Genomic DNA, 19,858 nt, shown 5'->3' on the forward strand with positions numbered 1-19,858 from the left:
GAATGTGCGGACGCCGACCCACCCCCTGCCCCTCCCTTCCAGGGAGGGGGGAGAAGTCAGGTGTCGAACAAGCCGTCCTGGCTGCCGGTGGGTGGGTTGAGGCCCAGATGTTTCCAGCCGCCCGCGTTCAGGAACCGCCCGCGAGCGGTGCGCGCGATCAGGCCGAGCTGGATCAGATACGGCTCGATCACTTCTTCGATCGTGTCGCGCGGTTCGCTCAGCCCTGCGGCAAGAGTCTCCACGCCGACCGGGCCGCCGCGGTAGATGTCGGCGATCATCATCAGATAACGCCGATCCATCGCGTCGAGCCCGAGCGAATCAACCTCCAGCCGGTTCAGCGCCGCATCCGCCGCCCGCGCGTCGACCGTCTCGTGTCCCGCGACATTGGCGAAATCGCGCACCCGGCGGAGCAGCCGGCCGGCGATACGCGGCGTTCCGCGGGCACGGCGCGCAATCTCCATCGCGCCGTCCTTGGCAATGCCCAGGCCGAGCAACCCTGCCGCTCGCGTGACGACGCGCTCGAGTTCCTCGACGGTGTAGAATTGCAGCCGCAACGGGATGCCGAAGCGATCCCTCAACGGCGTCGTCAGCAGGCCTTGCCGCGTGGTCGCGCCGATCAGCGTGAACCGCGGCAGGTCGATCCGCACCGATCGCGCGGATGGCCCCTCGCCGATCATCAGGTCGAGCGCACGATCCTCCATCGCCGGGTACAGCACTTCCTCGACCGCGGGCTGCAACCGGTGGATCTCGTCGATGAACAGCACGTCGCCATCCTCGAGATTGGTCAGCAGCGCGGCGAGATCGCCCGACTTGGCGATGACCGGCCCCGAGGTGGCACGAAACCCCACCCCCATCTCGCGCGCGACGATCTGCGCGAGCGTGGTCTTGCCGAGCCCCGGCGGCCCGAAGAACAGCACGTGATCGAGCGCATCACCGCGCGATTTCGCCGCCTGGATAAAGATCCGCAGATTCTCGCGGGCGGCCTTCTGCCCGACGAATTCGTCGAGCGTCTTGGGGCGCAGCGCGGCGTCGATGTCTTCGGGGCGCTTGGCGGCAGTCAGGATGCGGTCGTCTGTCACCGCGCCGACCCCTCACATAGCACTGCGCCGCTCTGCGGGCCGTCGCCGTCCAGACCCTTGTCGATGATAGAATAATCCCAGTTTGCGCCGACAGCGACGAGCGGAGGTGCGGTAGCGAAATCAACGACGATAATACGTGGCATGGTCACCTTGCCGCCTCTACGAACTCTTCGCGGCTTACATGCGCCTGTCGCAAAATGCCGGCCATCGTGCCTTTTTTAAGCGGATCGTGGATCGGTACGACGCAGCCGACTGTGCCGCGGCGCAGGATCACGTGACTACCGCGTTGCCGTATCTGCTCGAACCCGAGCCGTTCCAGCCGCTTGATCATTTCAGCGCCGGAAAGAACAGGAAGCTCAGGCATGTTCGGCGACGGTGAAGCTCGTCACCAAAGGCGCGCCGACTATCCGCATCGGAAAGACGTCGAGGTAGAGTTCGACCGCCTCGCGCAGATTGCCGATCGCCTCCTCCACCGTTTCGCCCTGGCTGGTCGTGCCGGTTTCCGGATTATAGGCGACGAACCCGCCTTCCTCCGCAACGGTAAGAACAGCAGTGACCTGCATGGCACATTCCTTCTTGAACGATCCGGCTCTACCGCGACGCCTTGCGCAGCGCCAGTCGGACTAACGCGTCGAGCGTGGCGTCCGTCCCCAGTTCCTCTTCCGCCGCGGCGACGGCGGTGGAGGCTTCGGCGGGGCGGAACCCGAGGTTGAGCAGTGCCGACACCGCATCCGCGCCGGCGCCGACGACAGGCGCCGCGGTGGTGCCGCCTGGCCCGAGCACGATACCGCCGGTCTTGTCCTTCAATTCCATGACGATGCGCTGCGCGAGCTTGGGTCCGACACCATTGGCGCGCGCGACCATCGCCTTGTCGCCGCTGGCGATCGCGCGCGACAGATCATTGGGTTCGAGCGCGGACAGGATCGCCAGCGCAACGCGTGCGCCGACACCCTGCACGCCCGTCAGCAATCGGAACCAGTCGCGTTCGGACCCGCTCGAAAACCCGACGAGACGGATCGAATCCTCCGACACGAGCATCTCGGTGAAGACGGTCGCCGCCTCGCCGATCGGGCCGAGTGTCGACAGCGTCCGCGCGGAGGCGCCGACCAGATAACCGACTCCGCCGACGTCGATCACCGCATGATCGATACCGGTCGAGTCCAGACGTCCTTTGAGATGCGCGATCATGATCGATGGCGGTAGAACAATGCCGCGGGCGCGTCATCCCGGCAAAACAAGACCGTCATGACCGGTTCGATCGCCTCACCCTCGCAATTGGCTCGCCGCGGGTTCGCTGGCCTGGGAACGCGATGCCGTGGACGGCGCGGGCTTGTGCACACCGTGGAGCGCCTGGGTAGGCGCACCGATGACCGCGGCGCGCGCGCGCAGGCTCGCCTTCAGGAACACCGTCTCCGATGCGACGAACCGCCGCGGCGTCGTGCCGAGAAACGTGCCGGCATCGCGCAGAAAGTGCGAGGCATCGAAATAGCTGCTGTCGATCTTCGAATAATCGTTCAGCCCCGCATCGGTGATCAACCGGATGAACGATCGCAGGAACCGCGCTCGCCGCAGCAGCAGCTTCGGCGGCATCCCGAAATAGCGCGTCGCCATCCGCCTGAGTTCGTGCGTCGGGATATCGAGCCGATCGGCGACATCCTTCATCTCGATCACGCCGTCGGTCACGGTGAGCGCACCGAACGCGCGGATCAGGTCTTCGCGCGGGTGGGGTCGCCGGAACAGCGAGGGAAGGATGGAATCGAGCAGCGGCTTGATCTTGGCGTCGTCGTCCAGCAGGTCCAGCCCGTCGGCCAATCTGGTCGATATGGCGGGCCCCGCCACGCCAGCGAGCGGTACGACGCGGTTATGGAAATCGCCCGCCGATCGCACCGTCATCCGTGCCCATCCGAGCGCGCTCAAGCCGATACCGACGGCGATGCCACCGTGCGTCTCGGTGCGGAACGCCCTGCTGGTCGGACCATAGAGACTCGCGCGATCGAGCGGGCCGAAGCGGTGGTTGCCGATCGACACGTCGAGAGGGCCGGCGTCGACGAGCACCGAGATCATCGCCGGTGCAGGCAGATACCAATTGATCATCGGTGCGCGGTCGACATTGCTATAGATCGCGTAGCCGGTCACCAACTCCGCCAGCGCCGGATCGGGAAGGTCGTAGCGCATGCGCATGCCGGGTGGCATCGCAAAGGCCTCGATGGGCACGGCCGGGCTATTGGTGCCCCCGCGCACGTGATCTACGAGCATCATTCCCCCTGAACGGCGTAGCAAAGTTTCTTTTCGGCACCGAAAACCCACGGCGATTGAACCGCGGCAGCCGAACCCCGCACGATCCTTAGCCCATCGTTACGCGGCAGTGCGAGCTTTATTCAAGTTAAACGGGGCGGGCTACTGTAGCGACGATCCATACAACACGCGCAGCCCTGCAAGGCAGCGGCCCGATCGAAAGGACGTGAACGCGGATCCGAGCTGCCATCTCGGGCAGGAACGGGCAGGTCAGAGGCCGAAGCCGCTCCGTCGCGACATCGCCGCCGCGCTGGCGACATGATGCGCATGCGTGATCGCTACCGCCAGCGCGTCGGCGGCATCGGGGCCGGCGAGTTTCGCGCCCGGCAGCAGTACCGCCATCATCGCCTGGATCTGTTTCTTGTCCGCGCCACCGGTGCCGACGACGCCTTTCTTGACGGTCGAGGGATGATATTCGCCGATATGCAGCCCGGCGCCGGCCGCAGCGAGCAGCACGACGCCGCGCGCCTGGCCGAGCTTCAGCGTCGACTGTGCGTTGGTGTTGCCGAGCACCTCCTCGACCGCCGCGCCGTCGGGGCGTTCGGTGCGGATGACGTCGATCAGCGCATTGTACAGCGCGGTGAGGCGGCGGGGGAGCGCCATCGACGGATCGGTCTTGATCTGGCCGTTGGCAATATGGCTCAGGCGGTTGCCATCGGCGCGAATGACGCCCCAGCCGGTGGTGCCGAGGCCGGGGTCGAGTCCGAGGATGATCATGAGAAGAAAGAAGATTGGTTCGCGCGGAGGCGCGGAGGCGCGGAGGTGGTGCGTTCCTGGCGATCGTCTCGCGTCAGCGGGACTTTCGATTCTCCGGGCCGGCCGACAGAAATGAGGCCGCTGGCGCGGAGGACGTAGCCACGAAGCGCCACTCTCCGCGCCTCCGCGCCTCCGCGCGAACAAACCTTCTTCATCTCAACCCAAGGTCTCCATGATCTCGTCGGAGATCTCGTAATTGCCCCACACCGTCTGCACGTCGTCGTCGTCGTCGAGCGCGTCGATCAGCTTGAACAGCGTCGCCGCATCGTCAGCACCGACCGCGACCATCACCTGCGGGCGCCAGGCGAGCTTTGCGCCTTCGGCCTCGCCGAGCTTCGCTTCCAGAGCCTTGGCCACCTCGTGCAGGTCGCCCTGCGCGGTCCAGACCTCATGGCCGTCCTCGCTCGACGTGACGTCCTCGGCGCCCGCTTCGAGCGCGGCTTCGAACACCGTGTCGGCATCGCCCGCGCTTGCCGGATACGAGATCAGCCCGACGCGGTCGAACGCGTGGCTGACCGAACCGCCCGCGCCCAGATTGCCGCCGTTCTTGCCGACCGCGACGCGCACGTTGGTCGCGGTGCGGTTGCGGTTGTCGGTCAGCGCCTCGATGATCAGCGACACGCCGCCGGGACCGAAGCCCTCGTACCGGATCTCTTCGTAATTCTCCGCATCCCCGCGGCTCGCCTTGTCGATCGAGCGCTGGATGTTCTCCTTCGGCAGCGACGCCGCCTTGGCCGCATTGACCGCCGCACGCAGGCGCGGGTTCATGTCGACATCCGGCAGGCCCATCTTGGCCGCGACCGTGATTTCCCGGCTGAGCTTGCTGAACGCCGACGAGCGCTTCTTGTCCTGCGCGCCCTTGCGGTACATGATATTCTTGTATTTGGAATGGCCTGCCATCGGTGCCTCTAATAGCCTGATGCGGTGGCTTTAGGACGGTGAGGCCGTTTTCGCCAGAGCGTCGATCTTCTGCTCGATCGCGTCGAGCCGCGCGAGCACCAGGTGATCAATCTTGTGATGCACGCGCAGGATATCGAGTTCGGCGCGCAGATTGGTCTCGTAGTCGAGACTGGCCGCGAGGCGGTCCTTTGCCGATTGCCGGTTCTGGCTCATCATGATCACCGGCGCCTGGATCGCCGCCACGGTCGAGAGCAGCAGGTTGAGGAAGATGTAGGGATACGGATCGAACGCGCGGCCGAAATGCGCGAGGATGTCCGAATTCAGCAGCATCCAGCCGATCAGCACCGCGCTGAACGCAATGATGAACCCCCACGACCCGCCGATCGCCGCGACGCGGTCCGACAGTCGCTCGCCGAAGGTGGCGCGCTCGTCGGACACGTCGGCGGCATCGCGACTGACGGTGGTCCCCGCCTCGATCCCGGCGAGGACGCGACGCTCCTCTTCGTCGAGATCGCTTGGCGCCTTGCCGAGCAGTCGCTGCGAGAGATCGGCGAGCGGGGAGGATTTCGTGGCCATGTTTGCGCCCTAGCCCGGAATGCGGATTATGCCAGCGCGCAAAGCCGGCGTTGCGACCGAACTCACAAAGACTCCTTGCTCCCACACGCCCGCACCTGCCAAACGCGCGGCATGACGGTTAGCGTGAATATGGGCACCGACGGCAATGGTACTGCCGTCGGCGTCGACCTGGAGGAACTACTCGCCACCCGCCTGTTGGTGCAGGGCAATTCGGGCTCGGGAAAATCGCATCTGCTGCGCCGCTTGCTCGAGCGATCGGCGGGGCATGTCCAGCAGATCGTGATCGATCCGGAGGGCGATTTCGTGACGCTCGCGGGGCCGCACGGTCATGTCGTGATCGAAGCCGGCGACTATAGCGAACGCGAAATCTCGCGCATCGCGACGCGGTTGCGCGAACACCGGACGTCCGCGGTGCTCAGCCTCGAAGGCCTCGAGGTCGAGGGCCAGATGCGTTGCGCCGCGTCGTTCCTCTCCGCGCTGTTCGATGCGCCGCGCGAGCATTGGTACCCGGTGCTGGTGGTGGTCGACGAAGCGCAGATGTTCGCGCCCGTCACCGGCGGCGAAGTCTCGGAAGAGGTCCGCCGGGCGTCGCTGGCGGCGATGACCAACCTGATGTGCCGTGGCCGTAAACGCGGCCTCGCCGGGGTGATCGCGACGCAGCGTCTCGCCAAGCTTGCTAAGAACGTCGCGGCGGAAGCGTCGAACTTCCTGATGGGCCGCACCTTCCTCGACATCGACATGGCGCGCGCGGCGGATCTGCTCGGGATGGAGCGACGCCAGGCCGAAGCGATTCGCGATCTCCAGCGCGGCACGTTCATGGCGCTCGGGCCGGCGGTGTCGCGCCGGCCGATCACGGTGAAGATCGGCGACGTCGCGACCTCCGCGCGCAGCGGCAGCCCAAAGCTCACCCCCCTCCCCAGCGCCGCGCCCATGGACCTTCAGGACCTGTTGTCCGAGCCGGTGGTCGACGCGCCCGAACTCGGCCTGATGTTCGATTCGCGCCCGCGTCGCGTGCCGGCGGAAGAACTGCTCGACGGCATCGCCCGCCCGCCCGAGCCTCGCACCGCCGCACCGCCGCCGCCCGAGAAGACCGACGACGAGGTCGAGGCGGTCTACGCCGACGTGTTCCGCGCGATCGTCGAGGATCCGGAATCGACGCTGCGCCCGCCATCTGTGCTGTTCCAAGACTTCCAGGTGCGGTGCCGGATGGGCGGTCTCGCCAAGCCGCCGCTCGACCTGCCAGGTTTCGTGCGGCGGCTGAGTTGCGCACGCGCCGGCATCTTCGACATGACCGACGAGGCTTGGACCGCCGCGCTCGACGTGGCGAGCGGGCTGCCCGACGACATGCTCGGTGCGTTCTTGCTGGTCGCGCGTGCTGCTCGGGAAGGCGAGCCGTGTCCGTCGGACGCGCGCATTGCGGCCACGTACGGTACGAGTTCGCTGGGTCGGGTGAAGCGTCTGATCGGCTATATAGAAAGCCGCGAACTGATCGTCTGCCGCACCGATCTCGCCGGCAAACGCTCGATCACGATCCCCGGGCTGGGCTGGACGACGCTGCCGGCGGAAGCGGCCTAGCGGATCGGCGTGAACTGCGCCGACACGAAGCGCCACTCCTTGCCGATCCGCCGCGCGACGAAGCCGGCGCGCAGCGCGCGTGACTGTGGCTGGCCGTCCTTGCCGGGTACCGCATAAGCGATCCGCATCGTGACGACACCGATCGTGCCAGCAGGGCGCGCGACGGTTTCGGTGATCGTCATCGGCGGCGCGGGCTTCTTCTTGTCGGGCGCATAGAACCCGATCACGCGCTCGCGGGAATCGACCTCGCCGACGGGCGACACTTCCTGGTATTCGGGCGCCATCATCGCGATCATCGCCGCCTGGTCGAACCGGTTGCGGACCTGGACGAACGCCTCCGCCCGCTGAGCGAGGTTGTGCGCATCGGTCTCGACCGATTGCGCCGCAACGGGAGCACTGACCAATGCCGCCGCAATTCCCAGAAATACCCGCATGCTTGCCCCCGGTGCAATGTTGCATAACGGCAATACACCTAAGCTTGAGGTGCGGCAATGAAGCTGCGAGTTGTCGAACCTAGAATGCGAAAGCGATGGCGAGACCTGCGACGACGCCGACTTGTACCATCGCGATCAGTTGAAGCCGGCCGACGAACGGTTGCTTCCGTGTCTTGTGCCGGTAGCGATTCCGCGCCCAGAACGCACCGGGGCTACCGCCGAGCGCCGCGAACCAAAGCAAGCGGGACTCCGGAATCCGCAACGCGACGGTCGACGATCGCCGTTTGTCGATCGCGAACGCAGCGACGGTGATCATGTTGATGATCAGGAACAGGACGGATACCGCGAAGATCGGGAGAAACATTCTCTACCGGTACATCGAGCGGTTTAACGCGGTGCCCCCTCGCGACCCGACACCATATCGGGGGAGGCACCGCGCGAGATCAGAATCCTCAGATCATCCCCAACGCCTGGAGATACACTTCGAGGATCGCTTCCTCCTCCTGATATTCTTCCTTCTTCTTCTTCCGGATCGACAGGATCTTGCGGATCGCCTTGGGGTCGTACCCGCGGCCCTTGGCTTCGGCCATCACGTCCTTGATGTCGTCCGAGATACCCTTCTTCTCTTCTTCGAGACGCTCGGCGCGCTCGATCAGCAGGCGCAGTTCGTCCGCTGCGACCGCGCCGCCGCCCATGCCGTGTTGCCGTTCGTCAGACATCGAAAATTCCCCACTCGCCAGCGCCCACGCGCCGGTCAAAAGCCAATCAAGATACAAGCCCGCACCGGTGATCGTCGTCCGGAGACGTCCTGAATCATGCCGAATTGGGTGCGGGCCCGCGTCTAGGCGTTTACCGTGTTAGGCTCAATCGCCTGAATCAGACGGCCCCGTTTTTGGGCGCGTTCTTTGCAACGCTCGCCTTCATCCGTTCGAGCTGCTCGGGTGTCGCGTCGCCCTGATGATGCGCCTTCCATTCCGCATACGGCATTCCGTACACCGTCTCGCGTGCCGCATCCTTCGACAGGCCGCCCGCTTCCTCGACCCAGTCGGACAGGCAGTTGCGACAGAAACCGGCCAAACCCATCAGGTCTACGTTCTGCGCGTCCTCGCGGTGTCGGAGGTGGCGGATCAGGCGACGAAAGGCCTGTGCCGCCACGGCATCGTCGAGCGTATCAAGCGAGCCGGTTTCGGGGTTCATTACTGTGCTCCGTGGTTGATCCCGCGGAGATAGGGTTTAAGGCCCATCGCGGCAAAGATCTCCCCCAGGAAACGCCGAGGAAAACGCACCGCATGACCAAGGCCATCGCACCCCGTTCGCGGAAAGTCCGCATCCTCGCGACGCTAGGCCCTGCCAGCAGCACGCCCGAGATGATCGCGACGCTGTTCCGCACCGGCGCCGACGCGTTCCGAATCAACATGAGCCACGGCGACCAGCAGTCGAAGATCGCCGTGATCCAGGCGATTCGCGCGCTAGAGAAGGAATTTGGTCGGCCGTCGACGATCCTCGCCGATCTTCAGGGGCCGAAGCTGCGCGTCGGCAAGTTCGAAGGCGGCCGCACGGTACTCGAAACCGGCTCGACCTTCCTGCTCGATCGCGACCCGACGCCGGGCGACGCGACGCGTGTCGAACTGCCGCACGACGAGATTTTCGCGGCGATCGAGCCGGGCGCGCGCCTGCTGCTCGACGACGGCAAGCTAGTCCTTCGCGTCGTGTCGCATAGCCCGCGAGAGATCACGACGCGGGTCGAGGTCGGCGGCGCGTTGTCGAACAGCAAGGGTCTGAACGTCCCCGACGTCGTGCTGCCGATGGCGGCGCTGACCGAGAAGGATCGCAGCGATCTCGACTTCGCGGTCGACCAGGGCGTCGACTGGATCGCGCTGTCGTTTGTCCAGCGCCCGGAAGATCTGTGGGAAGCGCGGAAACTGATCGGCGGCAAGGCGGCGCTGATGGCGAAGATCGAGAAGCCCGCGGCGATCGAGCGGCTCGAGGAGATCGTCGAGGCGTGCGACGGCGTGATGGTCGCCCGCGGCGATCTCGGCGTCGAGCTGCCGCCGCAGCAGGTGCCGCCGCTGCAGAAGCGCATCGTCGAGGTCTCCCGCCGGATGGGCCGCCCGGTGGTGGTCGCGACGCAGATGCTCGAATCGATGATCACGTCGCCCTCCCCGACGCGGGCGGAAGTGTCGGACGTCGCGACGGCCGTGTATGACGGCGCCGACGCGATCATGCTGTCGGCGGAGAGCGCGGCAGGCGCGTGGCCGGTCGAGTCCGTCGCGATGATGGATGCGATCGGCGTGTCGGTCGAGTCCGATCCCGAGCATGGCGACCGCATGCACTTCACCGTGATGAAGCCCGATCCGACGACCGCGGATGCGCTCGCCGAGGCCGCGAAGACCATCGCCGCGACGGTGTCGGCGGTGGCGATCATCTGCTTCACGACGTCGGGCTCGACTGCGCGCCGAATCGCACGCGAGCGGCCTTCGGTGCCGCTACTGGTGCTGACGCCGAGCCAGGAGACCGCGCGCCGGCTCGGACTGCTGTGGGGGACGCATGCGGTCCACACGCGCGACGTCGAATCGTTCGAGGACATGGTCGCGAAGTCGAAGCGGATGGCATTGCGGCATGGGATGGCGAAGGCGGGCGACCGGGTGATCGTGCTCGCGGGCGTGCCGTTCCGGACGCCTGGGTCGACCAACGTGCTGCATGTGGTTCGGATTGTTGGCGATGAGCTCAAGGGGCATCATTCGCAGGTTTGAGCTTTGGGGGCGGTGGGGGCGACGAGCCAAGGTGCGGCTCCCCCTTCTCCTCCCCTCCCTGGAAGGGAGGGGTCGGGGGTGGGTCGGCTTCACACGGTCCAACGCTAGTGGCCTAAACCGGCCAACCCACCCCCAGCCCCTCCCTTCCAGGGAGGGGAGCAAAGTGGATAGCGGCGTTGGTTTGCCCCTTGTCGTGAAGCTGCGGCGGTAGGTGTTTCTCTCGAATTGGGCTCGCGTCGGTAGCCCGATCTTCCGTGCGGTTTTGACGGCCGAACACCCTAATTGCGGCACCACCAAGCGCCCGCGCCCCAACCCGTCATGTCGGGCTAGTTCCGGCATCCCCCCGTGCCGCAGGCCAACCGCGTTGGATCGTGCGGGACGGTGGGCCCCGGCGTCCGCCGGGGTGACGGGAGGGGGTTTGAGCCTCTTGGGTGTTCTGTGATGACTCTCGGTTCGGTACGAAGCCCGCCGTCCAAGGCTCGTGTCGAACCGCGCCATCCTGGGCGACAGACGGCGCGCAACCGGACAGATTTTCCGGCACGCCAATGGAGCGAAGAACTGTTCCCCAATCGCCACCACCCCGGCGAAGGCCGGGGCCCAATTGGGGGACGGTAACGGCAATGCGCTCCGCTCCGTTACGACCACCTTTCCAGTTAGACCCCGGCCTCCGCCGGGGCGGAGCCTTATCGCGCTGAAGCATGACCCGAATGCGTGTCGATCTTCAGCATAGTGCCCCGCAGATAGGCGTCACCGCAATGGCGCGTCACAACCCGATCTAGGCTAGCGCTCCGCGCGGGAATACGCGATGCCGCGCATGACGGACCGCACGGGAGGGCGCACGGATGACACTACGCGAGAAGATCGGTTGGGGCGCACTCGCGCTCCTCGCAGCCTGCGCGCTCGCGGTCGTCGCGTTCGAGCGCGGCGAGCATGTCAACGCGCTGTGGATCGTGACCGCCGCCGTCTCCGTCCAGCTAATCGCGTACCGGTTCTACGCGCGGTATATCGCGCGGCATGTGATGCAGCTCGATCCGTCGCGCGCCACGCCAGCCCTGCGCCGCGCCGACGGCCTTGATTACGTCGCGACCGACCGCAATGTCCTGTTCGGTCACCACTTCGCCGCCATCGCCGGTGCTGGTCCGCTCGTCGGCCCTGTGCTTGCCGCGCAGATGGGTTACCTCCCCGGCACTCTCTGGATCCTCGCCGGCGTCGTGCTGGCCGGCGCGGTGCAGGACTTCATGATCCTGTTCATCTCGATGCGGCGCGACGGGCGGTCGCTCGGTGAGCTGATCCGGATGGAGATGGGCGCAGTCCCCGGCGTGATCGCGCTGATCGGTGCATTCGCGATCATGGTCATCATCCTCGCCGTGCTCGCGCTGATCGTGGTGCGCGCGCTCGCCGGCAGCCCGTGGGGGCTGTTCACCGTCGCCGCGACGATCCCGCTCGCGTTCCTGATGGGCATCTACACGCGCTGGATCCGGCCCGGAAAGGTGGGCGAAGTCTCCGTTCTCGGCGTCATCGGGCTGCTCGCCGCGATCGTCTATGGCGGCACCGTAGCCGCCTCGCCGACGCTCGCGCCGCTGTTCACGCTGACGCCGGTGCAGCTCTGCGTGCTGATGGTCGGCTATGGCGCGGTTGCCTCCGTCCTCCCCGTTTGGCTGCTGCTCGCACCACGTGACTATCTGTCGACCTTCCTCAAGATCGGCGCGATCGTCGCGCTCGCGATCGGCATCGCGGTCGTCGCGCCGCCGTTGCGGATGCCTGCGCTCACCCCGTTCATCGACGGTAGCGGCCCGGTCTGGTCGGGCGGGCTGTTCCCGTTCCTGTTCATCACCATCGCGTGCGGCGCTGTGTCGGGCTTCCATGCGCTGATCGCCAGCGGCACCACGCCCAAGCTGATCGCCAGCGAAGGCGATGCGCAGTTCATCGGCTATGGCGCGATGCTGATGGAAAGCTTCGTCGCGATCATGGCGCTGGTCGGGGCGTCGATCCTCGATCCCGGCGTGTATTTCGCGATGAACAGCCCGGCGGCGGTGGTCGGTACCGACTTCGCGTCGGCTGCGACAGCGGTCACCGCGATGGGCTTCCCGATCACGCCCGAACTGCTCGCGCAGACCGCGAAGGACGTCGGCGAGACCACGATCGTCAGCCGCACGGGCGGCGCGCCGACGCTGGCGGTGGCGATGTCGGAGATCTTCAGCCACCTCGTCGGCGGGCAGGCGATGAAGGCGTTCTGGTATCACTTCGCGATCCTGTTCGAGGCGCTGTTCATCCTGACGGCGGTCGATGCGGGGACGCGTGCCGGGCGGTTCATGCTGCAGGACCTGATCGGGCTCGCGGTGCCGTCGTTCCGCAATGCCTCGGCGATCGTGCCGGGGCTGATCGCGACCGCGCTCTGCGTGATCGCCTGGGGCTTCTTCCTGTACCAGGGCGTTACCGACCCCTTGGGCGGCGTGAACACGCTGTGGCCGCTGTTTGGCATCTCGAACCAGATGCTGGCGGCGGTTGCGCTCGTGCTGGCGACGGTGGTGCTGTTCCGGATGAAGCGCCAGCGTTATGCGTGGGTGACGATCCTGCCCGCCGCATGGCTGTGCCTGTGCACGATCACCGCCGGGCTGATGAAGCTGTTCGCGAGCGATCCGAAGGTCGGCTTCCTCGCACATGCGTCGAAGTTCGCCAATGCGGCGGCGCGGGGGGAACTGCTCGCGCCGGCCAAGACGATGGCGGAGATGGAGCGGATCGTGCTCAACGACCGGATCGATGCGGGGCTGTGCGCGCTGTTCCTGGCGGTGGTGCTGTCGATCGTCTTCTTCGGGATCCGTACCTGTCTCGCGGCGCTGAAGATCGACCGACCGACGGTGACCGAAGTCCCGCCTCAGCTGGTGGCTGCGGAATGATCCGCGCGCTCTACGCAAAGGCACGCGAGACCGCGCTGCTGATGGTCGGCGTGCCGTCCTATGCTGCGTATTGTCAGCACATGGCCGAGCGCCATCCCGACCACGCGCCAATGGACGAACGCACGTTCTTCCGCGATCGGCAGGAGGCGCGATACGGCAGCAAGGGCGGGGGACGCTGCTGTTGACCGATGTGGTTTCCACCGTCGCGCGATTGCGGAGCGCGACGGCAGCGGATCACGACGCGGTCGATGCGGGGTTCGGGCGCTACGACCTGACCGATGCGGACGACTACCGCGCGTTCCTGATCGCGCACGCGAAGGCCTTGCCCGCGGTCGAGGCTTGGCTGACCGCTATTCCGGGGCTGGCGACGGTTCGGTCGCGCGGGACAGAGCTTGCCGCGGACCTCGCCGCGCTGGGCGAAGACATGCCCGCGCCGATGGCGTTCGACGTCCCGGCGAGCGCTGCCGCCGGGTGGGGTGCGATGTATGTGGTCGAAGGGTCGCGGCTCGGTGGTGTCATGCTGTCGCGGTCGGTCCCCGAAGGGATGCCGTCCGCGTATCTCGGCGCTAAACATCTGTCGGGCGAGTGGCGCGCATTGCTGACCGCGATCGACGGCGAGACCGCCGACGAGGCCTGGGTCGAGCAGGCCATCGTCGGCGCCAAGGCGGCGTTCGACCTGTATCGGCGCGCGCCGGCTTGATCTCCCTGAGCTCCCTGGCATCCCTAGCCCCCTGATCTCAGCGCAGGAGTTTCGGCGCTTCCTTGCGAATCATGTCCTGCACCTTGCTCGCGAACAGGCCGAGGATGCCGGGCAGGTCGACGACCGCGTGGACGTTGGTCTCGAACACGGTGACCGCGCTGGCGATCGTCTGGCCCATCGCCTTGACGGTGAAGTGCAGCGTGTCGCCGTCCCAGCGGTGATCGGTCACCGAGCCGCCGGGAATGTTCGCGCCGATCTTGTCGATGCTGCCGTCGAGCCGCGCGCGAACCGCCGCCTTGCCGAGCTGATGGGGTACGTCGACGGTGATGGGAGTGCCCATGTGCGTTCCTTAAGTCGCGAAAATCATGTCGTCGTTGGCGAACGCCTTGAACTCCAGCGCGTTGCCCGACGGGTCGAGAAAGAACATCGTCGCCTGCTCGCCGGGCTCGCCCTTGAAGCGGATGTACGGCGCGATCCCGAACCGGACGCCGGCGGCGGTGACGCGTTCGGACAGCGCGGTCCAGTCGTCCATCGTCAGGACGACACCGAAGTGCGGGACCGGGACGGCGTGGCCGTCGACCGCGTTCTCGACCGCGATGGGTTTTGCGGCGGGGTCGAGGTGCGCAACGATCTGGTGGCCGAACAGGTCGAAGTCGATCCACTGGTCGCTGGAGCGGCCTTCGCGACAGCCGAGGGTCGCGCCGTAGAAGGTGCGCGCGGCGGCGAGGTCGTGGACCGGGAAGGCGAGGTGGAAGGGGCGTAGGGTCATAGAGGGAAGATAGGTTGGGATGGAAGGTTCGTCGACCCGGAGGATTGTGTGGGTGCTTTCACTCACCGGGACGGTGGCCCTTCCTTGTTCTCCCGCGAAGGCGGGAGCCCAGTCTGGGTCCCCGCCTTCGCGGGGAAACAAGTATTGGTGAGGATGGCCTTCCCCCACCCCAAACCACCCCGGCGAAGGCCGGGGCCCAATTGGGGGATGTCGCTAATGCAGGGAAGCGCTTCGTTACGACTACCTTTCCAATTGGGCCCCGGCCTTCGCCGGGGTGGTGCTAGACGTCGTTGGGGGCGCTCTTCATGCCGCCACCCCATCACACCGAAAACATTGCCCCCCCTTCCCCGCCACGGCATAGCGCGAGCGTGAACCGTTACCCTGCCCTCGCCTGCCTCGTGCTCGGTGCGCTCGCCGCGACCGGGTTCGCCCCGCTCGATCTCTGGCCGCTGACTCTCGTCGCCTTCGCGCTATGGATGAAGCTCGTCCACGATGCGCCGACCCAGCGCGGTGCACTATGGCGCGGGTGGGTGTTCGGGGTCGGACATTTCACCGTCAACAACAACTGGTTCAAGCACGCGTTCGACTTCCAGGATGCGATGCCGCCGGTGCTCGGCTATTTCGCCGCGGTCGGCCTGGCGCTGTATCTCGCGCTGTTCCCGATGCTCGCCGCAGGGCTGGCCTGGCGGACCGCACGTCGCCCCGGCACGCCAGACGCGACGTTCGTGCTCGTCTTCGCCGCGGCCTGGATCGCGACCGAATGGCTCCGCGCGACGCTGTTCACCGGCTATGCCTGGGATCCGCTGAGCGTCGTCTGGCTCCCCGCGATCGGCATCGCGCGGCTGTCCGCCTGGATCGGCACCTACGCGCTGTCCGGCGTGACCATATTGGCGGCAGGCGCGCTGCTGATGCTCGCGGTACGTCGCTGGACCCTCCCCGCCATCGCCATTCCAGCCCTCAGTCTCGCGGCGCTGTCCGCGCTCTGGACCAATGCACCGCCCCCCGCCCCCGGCACGCCGCTGGTCCGCGTGGTCCAGCCCGACATCGGCCAGGAAGACCGGAGCGAAACCGACGGCGAACGTGTCCTTACAGCGCTCGAAAAGCTGAGCGGCCAGGGCGGCGCCACCCCGCGTCTCGTGGTCTGGCCGGAGGGCGTGGTCCGCGATTATGTCGAGGATGGCTACCCGTTCTACGCCTATGGCTGGTCGAGCCCGCTCTACCTGCGCCGCCGGATGGCAAGACTGCTGGGTCCCCGGGATATTCTGCTGATCGGCGGCACCGCGCTGGAGTTCAACGCCAGGGATCAAATCTCCGGCGCGGCCAATTCGGTGTTCGCCCTCGACGCGCAAGCCCGGCTCCGTGGCCGCTACGACAAGGCGCACCTCGTGCCATATGGCGAATATCTGCCGATGCCGTGGCTGCTGAAGCCACTCGGCCTCGCCCGCCTCGTGCCCGGCGATATCGACTTCACCTCGGGCAAGGGGCCTGCGAACCTGACGCTGCCCGGCTTCGGTTCGATCGGCATACAGATCTGCTACGAGATCATCTTTTCGGGCGACGTGGTCGATCGCACGCACCGCCCGCGGATCCTGTTCAACCCGTCAAACGACGCGTGGTTCGGCAAATGGGGGCCGCCGCAGCATCTCGCACAAGCCCGGATGCGCGCGATCGAGGAGGGCCTGCCGATCCTCCGCGCGACCCCGACCGGGATCTCGGCGATCATTGCCGCCGATGGCCGCCTCGTCGCGACCGTCCCACACGAGACCGCCGGCGCGATCGAGCAGCCGATGCCGTCCGCTTTGCCCCCGACCCTGTTCTCGCGCGTCGGCAATGCGATGGCGGCGATCGTTGCCGTGCTCATGCTCGTCATCGCTGGGGTTGTCCGCTCGCGAGCAAGCGCGGTTGCCCTGCGCCCTCGCCAGCGCTAGAAGGACATATAAAGCTTTCCTTATATGTCGCTCCCCGGCGCTTTGCCGGCGAGCCTTTGCGAAGAGGTTTCATGCGCAAGTCCTTTCTCTTCACCTCCGAATCGGTCTCCGAAGGCCATCCCGACAAGGTCGCCGACCAGATCAGCGACACGATCGTCGATCTGTTCCTCGCCAAGGATCCCCAGGCACGCATCGCTTGCGAGACGCTGACGACCACGCAGCTCGTCGTCCTCGCCGGTGAAATCCGTGGCAAGGGTATCTACGAGAACGACCAGTGGGCCGATGGCGTACTCGACGAGATCGAGGCGGCTGTCCGCAACACCGTCAAGGAAATCGGCTACGAGCAGTCGGGCTTCCACTGGGAGACGTTCCGCTTCGAGAACAACCTCCACGGCCAGTCCGCGCACATCGCGATGGGCGTCGACGAGAGCGGCAACAAGGACGAGGGCGCCGGCGACCAAGGCATCATGTTCGGCTATGCGACCGACGAAACCCCCGGCCTGATGCCCGCGACGCTGTATTACAGCCACAAGATCCTCGCCAAGATGGCCGAAGATCGTCACTCGGGCGCCGCGCCGTTCCTCGAGCCCGACGCCAAGAGCCAGGTCACGCTGTCGTACGAGAACGAAGTGCCGGTCGGCGCGACCGCACTGGTCGTCTCGACGCAACACGCACCGGGCTATTGCGAGAAGGGCGACAACGCTGATCCCGCCAAGTACGCCGTGCTGCGCGACTACGTCATGGGCGTGTTCCAGGACGTGCTGCCCGACGGCTTCATCACCGACGAGACCGCGATCTACATCAACCCGACCGGCCAGTTCGAGATCGGTGGCCCCGATGGCGACGCCGGTGTGACCGGGCGCAAGATCATCGTCGACACCTACGGCGGCGCTGCCCCGCATGGCGGCGGCGCGTTCTCGGGCAAGGATCCGACGAAGGTCGATCGTTCGGCAGCCTATGTCGCCCGCTATCTGGCGAAGAACGTCGTTGCGGCCGGCCTCGCGCGTCGCTGCACGATCCAGCTGAGCTACGCGATCGGCATCGCCGAGCCGCTGTCGGTCTATGTCGACACGCATGGCACCGGCACCGTTGACGAAGCCAAGCTCGAGGCGGTCCTGCCGAAGCTCGTTCGCCTGACGCCCAAGGGCATCCGCGAGCACCTCAAGCTCAACGCGCCGATCTACAAGAAGACGGCGGCGTACGGTCACTTCGGTCGCGAGCCGCAGGGCGACACGTTCACCTGGGAAAAGACCGATCTGGTCGATGCGCTGAAGGCTGCCGTCGCCTGATAACGACGCCTTTGATGATATGAAAAAGCCTCCCGCGGATCGGTCCGCGGGAGGCTTTTTTTTGTTCACTCGGTCATCCTGACGAAAGTCAGGATCCAGGGTAACAGGCGGCGTCCATCATGGCTCTGGATCCTGACTTTCGTCAGGATGACGGGAGGGGTTGGTTCGCACCGCGGAAATTGAGCCTTACTAGTCCCTCTCCCCGCCGGGGAGAGGGAGGGAGGAGCCGCTTGGCGACGGAAGGGAGAGGGGCGTTGGGGAGAGGGTCGGAGCCTCACTCCCCCTCACCCTCCCACCCGGCTTCGCCGTGCGAGCCCCTCCCTCTCCCCGAGGGGAGAGGGGTCATCAAGGGCGAGGCACGTACCAACCCATTTTTCGATACGCCGCTTCGAAGAGCTCAGCGGCTACTCAGGACGAACGGCGTCGGTAACCTGAGCATGCCGCTGCTCGGTGAGGATCTGCCACGCGGTCAGGAACAACGCCGCGACCAACGGACCGACGACGATGCCGCTGATCCCGACCGCTTCGATTCCGCCGAGCGTCGACACCAGCACGATATAATCCGGAATCCCGGTGTCCCGCCCGACCAGGATCGGGCGCAGGATGTTGTCGGCCAGACCGATCACCACGACGCCAGATACGACAACCACCACGCCCTGCCAGATCGCGCCGGTCGCCAGCAGATAGACCGCGACCGGGACCCAGACGAGCGCGGGGCCCAACGCCGGCAGCAGCGACGTCAGCGCCATCAACAGCCCCCACAGCAGCGCGGCCGGCACCCCGACGATCCAGAACGTCACCGCGCCGAGTGCGCCCTGGGCGAGACCGACGATCACCGATCCCTTGATCGTCGCGCGCACCACCGCGACGAACTTGTCGACCAGTTTCACCGCCACCGAATGCTCGAACGGCAGCGCACGGCGGATCGCGGGTCCCACCTTGTCGCCGTCGCGCAACAGGAAGAACGTCACGTACAGCCCGATCCCGAACGACAGCACGAACGCGGCCGCGTTGCGACCGATCGACAGCGCCTGCCCAGCGATCGAGCGGACGCTGTTGCCGAGAATGGTCGACACGCGCGACTGTGCCTGTTCGAAGCTGTTGAGCCCGGCCTTGTCGAGCGCACCCTGGATCCGGCGCGGCAACGCGTCGTGGATCTGCTGGAAATACGCGCCGAAGTTGATCTGGCCGCTTTGCAGCCTGGCATAGACCGAGGCGGACTGGTCGATCATCAGGCTGCCGATGATCAGCGTCGGCACGATCACCGCGACGAAGATGATCAGCAGCGTCATCGCCGCCGCGAGATTGCGGCGGCCCGGCCAGCGCTTGAGCAGCCACTGGTACAGTGACTGGAACAGGATCGCCGCCAACCCGCTCCACAGCAGGGCCACCGCGAACGACGACACGACCACGCATAGAGCAATCGTGATCGCCACCAGGAAGACGATGAAGCCCCCCGATTCCAGTCGACGCCTGTCGATCATTGCCGTGTCCCCTTCATCGTATCGACCGGACGCATCCGGTCATTCAAAACGTCAAAACCGCCCCCCGGTGGGTACCGGGAGGCGGCCATGACGTCGGCGCCGATACGCGCCTAGTGGATCAACGGAGCTTTTCGCTGCCGTTGATCAGGGCATCCTTCTGCGCCTGCGGCATCGCCTGCGCGTTCACGTCGGCATCGTCGATCGCGTCCGACTGGCGATCGCCGTCCTTGCGAACAGCCTTGGCCTGATCCTCGAGATTGTCGGCAGCGGCGTCGAGCGCGTCGGCGCGGTTGTCGGCGGCCTTCTCGACCTGGCTGCCGAGCTTGTCGTCACCCTTGCCGCCGCAGGCGGCGAGCGGAAGTGCGATGGCGGCGATCATCGTGGCGATGGCGAGTTTCTTCATGATGCGGATTTCCCTGTTAT

The 19,858-nt window shown here is 66.2% G+C and carries 23 protein-coding genes; 7 read left to right on the top strand and 16 right to left on the bottom strand.

The window, feature by feature from the left end; translation table 11 throughout:
* Nucleotides 1-56: 56 nt before the first annotated feature.
* The 8 genes from ruvB to ASG20_RS10465 all read right to left on the bottom strand — a co-directional run bounded on the left by ruvB (nucleotide 57) and on the right by ASG20_RS10465 (nucleotide 5,606).
* Nucleotides 57-1,079, bottom strand: coding sequence for a Holliday junction branch migration DNA helicase RuvB (gene ruvB, locus ASG20_RS10430; RefSeq protein WP_056051700.1), 1,023 nt, complete (start codon nucleotides 1,077-1,079; stop codon nucleotides 57-59).
* A gap of 145 nt (nucleotides 1,080-1,224) precedes the next feature.
* Nucleotides 1,225-1,410, bottom strand: a complete 186-nt coding sequence (locus ASG20_RS10435; protein ID WP_231420241.1) for a type II toxin-antitoxin system HicA family toxin — start codon at nucleotides 1,408-1,410, stop codon at nucleotides 1,225-1,227.
* A gap of 25 nt (nucleotides 1,411-1,435) precedes the next feature.
* Nucleotides 1,436-1,642 carry a type II toxin-antitoxin system HicB family antitoxin gene (locus tag ASG20_RS10440; RefSeq protein WP_056051703.1) on the bottom strand — a complete coding sequence of 69 codons (207 nt, stop codon included), beginning with the start codon at nucleotides 1,640-1,642 and terminating at the stop codon, nucleotides 1,436-1,438.
* Nucleotides 1,643-1,670: 28 nt separating this feature from the next.
* On the bottom strand, nucleotides 1,671-2,267 hold the full coding sequence (gene ruvA, locus ASG20_RS10445) for a Holliday junction branch migration protein RuvA (RefSeq protein WP_056051705.1): 597 nt from the start codon (nucleotides 2,265-2,267) through the stop codon (nucleotides 1,671-1,673).
* A 75-nt stretch (nucleotides 2,268-2,342) separates the two neighbouring features.
* Nucleotides 2,343-3,335, bottom strand: a complete 993-nt coding sequence (locus ASG20_RS10450) for a hypothetical protein (RefSeq protein WP_168371623.1) — start codon at nucleotides 3,333-3,335, stop codon at nucleotides 2,343-2,345.
* A gap of 249 nt (nucleotides 3,336-3,584) precedes the next feature.
* The gene (ruvC, locus tag ASG20_RS10455; protein WP_056051710.1) at nucleotides 3,585-4,091 is read right to left on the bottom strand and encodes a crossover junction endodeoxyribonuclease RuvC; all 507 of its coding nucleotides are present in this window, start codon (nucleotides 4,089-4,091) and stop codon (nucleotides 3,585-3,587) included.
* Nucleotides 4,092-4,286: 195 nt separating this feature from the next.
* Entirely contained in the window at nucleotides 4,287-5,030 is a 744-nt protein-coding gene (locus tag ASG20_RS10460) for a YebC/PmpR family DNA-binding transcriptional regulator (protein ID WP_056051712.1), read from the bottom strand.
* Nucleotides 5,031-5,060: 30 nt separating this feature from the next.
* Complete coding sequence (locus ASG20_RS10465; protein ID WP_056051714.1) at nucleotides 5,061-5,606, bottom strand: DUF1003 domain-containing protein; 546 nt, start codon at nucleotides 5,604-5,606, stop codon at nucleotides 5,061-5,063.
* A 111-nt stretch (nucleotides 5,607-5,717) separates the two neighbouring features.
* Here ASG20_RS10465 and ASG20_RS10470 point away from each other — a divergent pair, with 111 nt between their 5' ends.
* Entirely contained in the window at nucleotides 5,718-7,181 is a 1,464-nt protein-coding gene (locus ASG20_RS10470) for an ATP-binding protein (protein WP_056051716.1), read from the top strand.
* Here ASG20_RS10470 and ASG20_RS10475 read toward each other — a convergent pair.
* From ASG20_RS10475 to ASG20_RS10490, 4 genes are all read right to left on the bottom strand, one after another.
* Nucleotides 7,178-7,615, bottom strand: coding sequence for a nuclear transport factor 2 family protein (locus ASG20_RS10475; protein ID WP_082470885.1), 438 nt, complete (start codon nucleotides 7,613-7,615; stop codon nucleotides 7,178-7,180). The genes ASG20_RS10470 and ASG20_RS10475 overlap by 4 nt on opposite strands.
* Nucleotides 7,616-7,694: 79 nt before the next feature.
* Nucleotides 7,695-7,979: a DUF1294 domain-containing protein gene (locus tag ASG20_RS10480; RefSeq protein WP_056051720.1), complete on the bottom strand. Its 285-nt coding sequence runs from the start codon at nucleotides 7,977-7,979 to the stop codon at nucleotides 7,695-7,697.
* Between the two features lie 88 nt (nucleotides 7,980-8,067).
* Nucleotides 8,068-8,310, bottom strand: a complete 243-nt coding sequence (locus ASG20_RS10485; RefSeq protein ID WP_197942503.1) for a DUF2312 domain-containing protein — start codon at nucleotides 8,308-8,310, stop codon at nucleotides 8,068-8,070.
* 181 nt (nucleotides 8,311-8,491) lie between these two features.
* On the bottom strand, nucleotides 8,492-8,812 hold the full coding sequence (locus tag ASG20_RS10490; protein ID WP_056051721.1) for a DUF1244 domain-containing protein: 321 nt from the start codon (nucleotides 8,810-8,812) through the stop codon (nucleotides 8,492-8,494).
* Nucleotides 8,813-8,904: 92 nt separating this feature from the next.
* Between ASG20_RS10490 and pyk the strand changes: the two genes are divergently transcribed.
* From pyk to ASG20_RS10510, 4 genes are all read left to right on the top strand, one after another.
* On the top strand, nucleotides 8,905-10,368 hold the full coding sequence (pyk, locus tag ASG20_RS10495) for a pyruvate kinase (protein WP_056051723.1): 1,464 nt from the start codon (nucleotides 8,905-8,907) through the stop codon (nucleotides 10,366-10,368).
* An 842-nt stretch (nucleotides 10,369-11,210) separates the two neighbouring features.
* Nucleotides 11,211-13,265: a carbon starvation CstA family protein gene (locus ASG20_RS10500; protein WP_056051725.1), complete on the top strand. Its 2,055-nt coding sequence runs from the start codon at nucleotides 11,211-11,213 to the stop codon at nucleotides 13,263-13,265.
* On the top strand, nucleotides 13,262-13,450 hold the full coding sequence (locus ASG20_RS10505) for a YbdD/YjiX family protein (RefSeq protein ID WP_056051727.1): 189 nt from the start codon (nucleotides 13,262-13,264) through the stop codon (nucleotides 13,448-13,450). Before ASG20_RS10500 ends, ASG20_RS10505 begins: the two co-directional genes overlap by 4 nt.
* 5 nt (nucleotides 13,451-13,455) lie before the next feature.
* Nucleotides 13,456-13,965 carry a biliverdin-producing heme oxygenase gene (locus tag ASG20_RS10510; RefSeq protein WP_056053038.1) on the top strand — a complete coding sequence of 170 codons (510 nt, stop codon included), beginning with the start codon at nucleotides 13,456-13,458 and terminating at the stop codon, nucleotides 13,963-13,965.
* A 37-nt stretch (nucleotides 13,966-14,002) separates the two neighbouring features.
* Here the strand turns inward: ASG20_RS10510 and ASG20_RS10515 are convergent, their stop codons facing one another.
* Entirely contained in the window at nucleotides 14,003-14,305 is a 303-nt protein-coding gene (locus ASG20_RS10515) for a polyhydroxyalkanoic acid system family protein (RefSeq protein WP_056051730.1), read from the bottom strand.
* Between the two features lie 9 nt (nucleotides 14,306-14,314).
* On the bottom strand, nucleotides 14,315-14,734 hold the full coding sequence (locus tag ASG20_RS10520) for a VOC family protein (RefSeq protein WP_056051732.1): 420 nt from the start codon (nucleotides 14,732-14,734) through the stop codon (nucleotides 14,315-14,317).
* A 368-nt stretch (nucleotides 14,735-15,102) separates the two neighbouring features.
* Between ASG20_RS10520 and lnt the strand changes: the two genes are divergently transcribed.
* Nucleotides 15,103-16,662 (top strand): apolipoprotein N-acyltransferase, encoded by a 1,560-nt coding sequence (lnt, locus tag ASG20_RS10525; protein ID WP_056051733.1) that lies wholly within the window; start codon nucleotides 15,103-15,105, stop codon nucleotides 16,660-16,662.
* Between the two features lie 71 nt (nucleotides 16,663-16,733).
* On the top strand, nucleotides 16,734-17,951 hold the full coding sequence (gene metK / locus ASG20_RS10530) for a methionine adenosyltransferase (RefSeq protein ID WP_056051735.1): 1,218 nt from the start codon (nucleotides 16,734-16,736) through the stop codon (nucleotides 17,949-17,951).
* Between the two features lie 404 nt (nucleotides 17,952-18,355).
* On the opposite strand, the gene ASG20_RS10535 is transcribed toward metK, so the two are convergent.
* A complete protein-coding gene (locus ASG20_RS10535) occupies nucleotides 18,356-19,435 on the bottom strand; it encodes an AI-2E family transporter (protein WP_056051737.1) in 1,080 nt (359 codons plus the stop codon).
* 118 nt (nucleotides 19,436-19,553) lie between these two features.
* Nucleotides 19,554-19,838: a hypothetical protein gene (locus tag ASG20_RS10540; RefSeq protein WP_056051738.1), complete on the bottom strand. Its 285-nt coding sequence runs from the start codon at nucleotides 19,836-19,838 to the stop codon at nucleotides 19,554-19,556.
* Between the last annotated feature and the right edge of the window lie 20 nt (nucleotides 19,839-19,858).

Source organism: Sphingomonas sp. Leaf198, assembly GCF_001424005.1.
In the GTDB taxonomy this organism is placed as follows: Bacteria; Pseudomonadota; Alphaproteobacteria; order Sphingomonadales; family Sphingomonadaceae; genus Sphingomonas.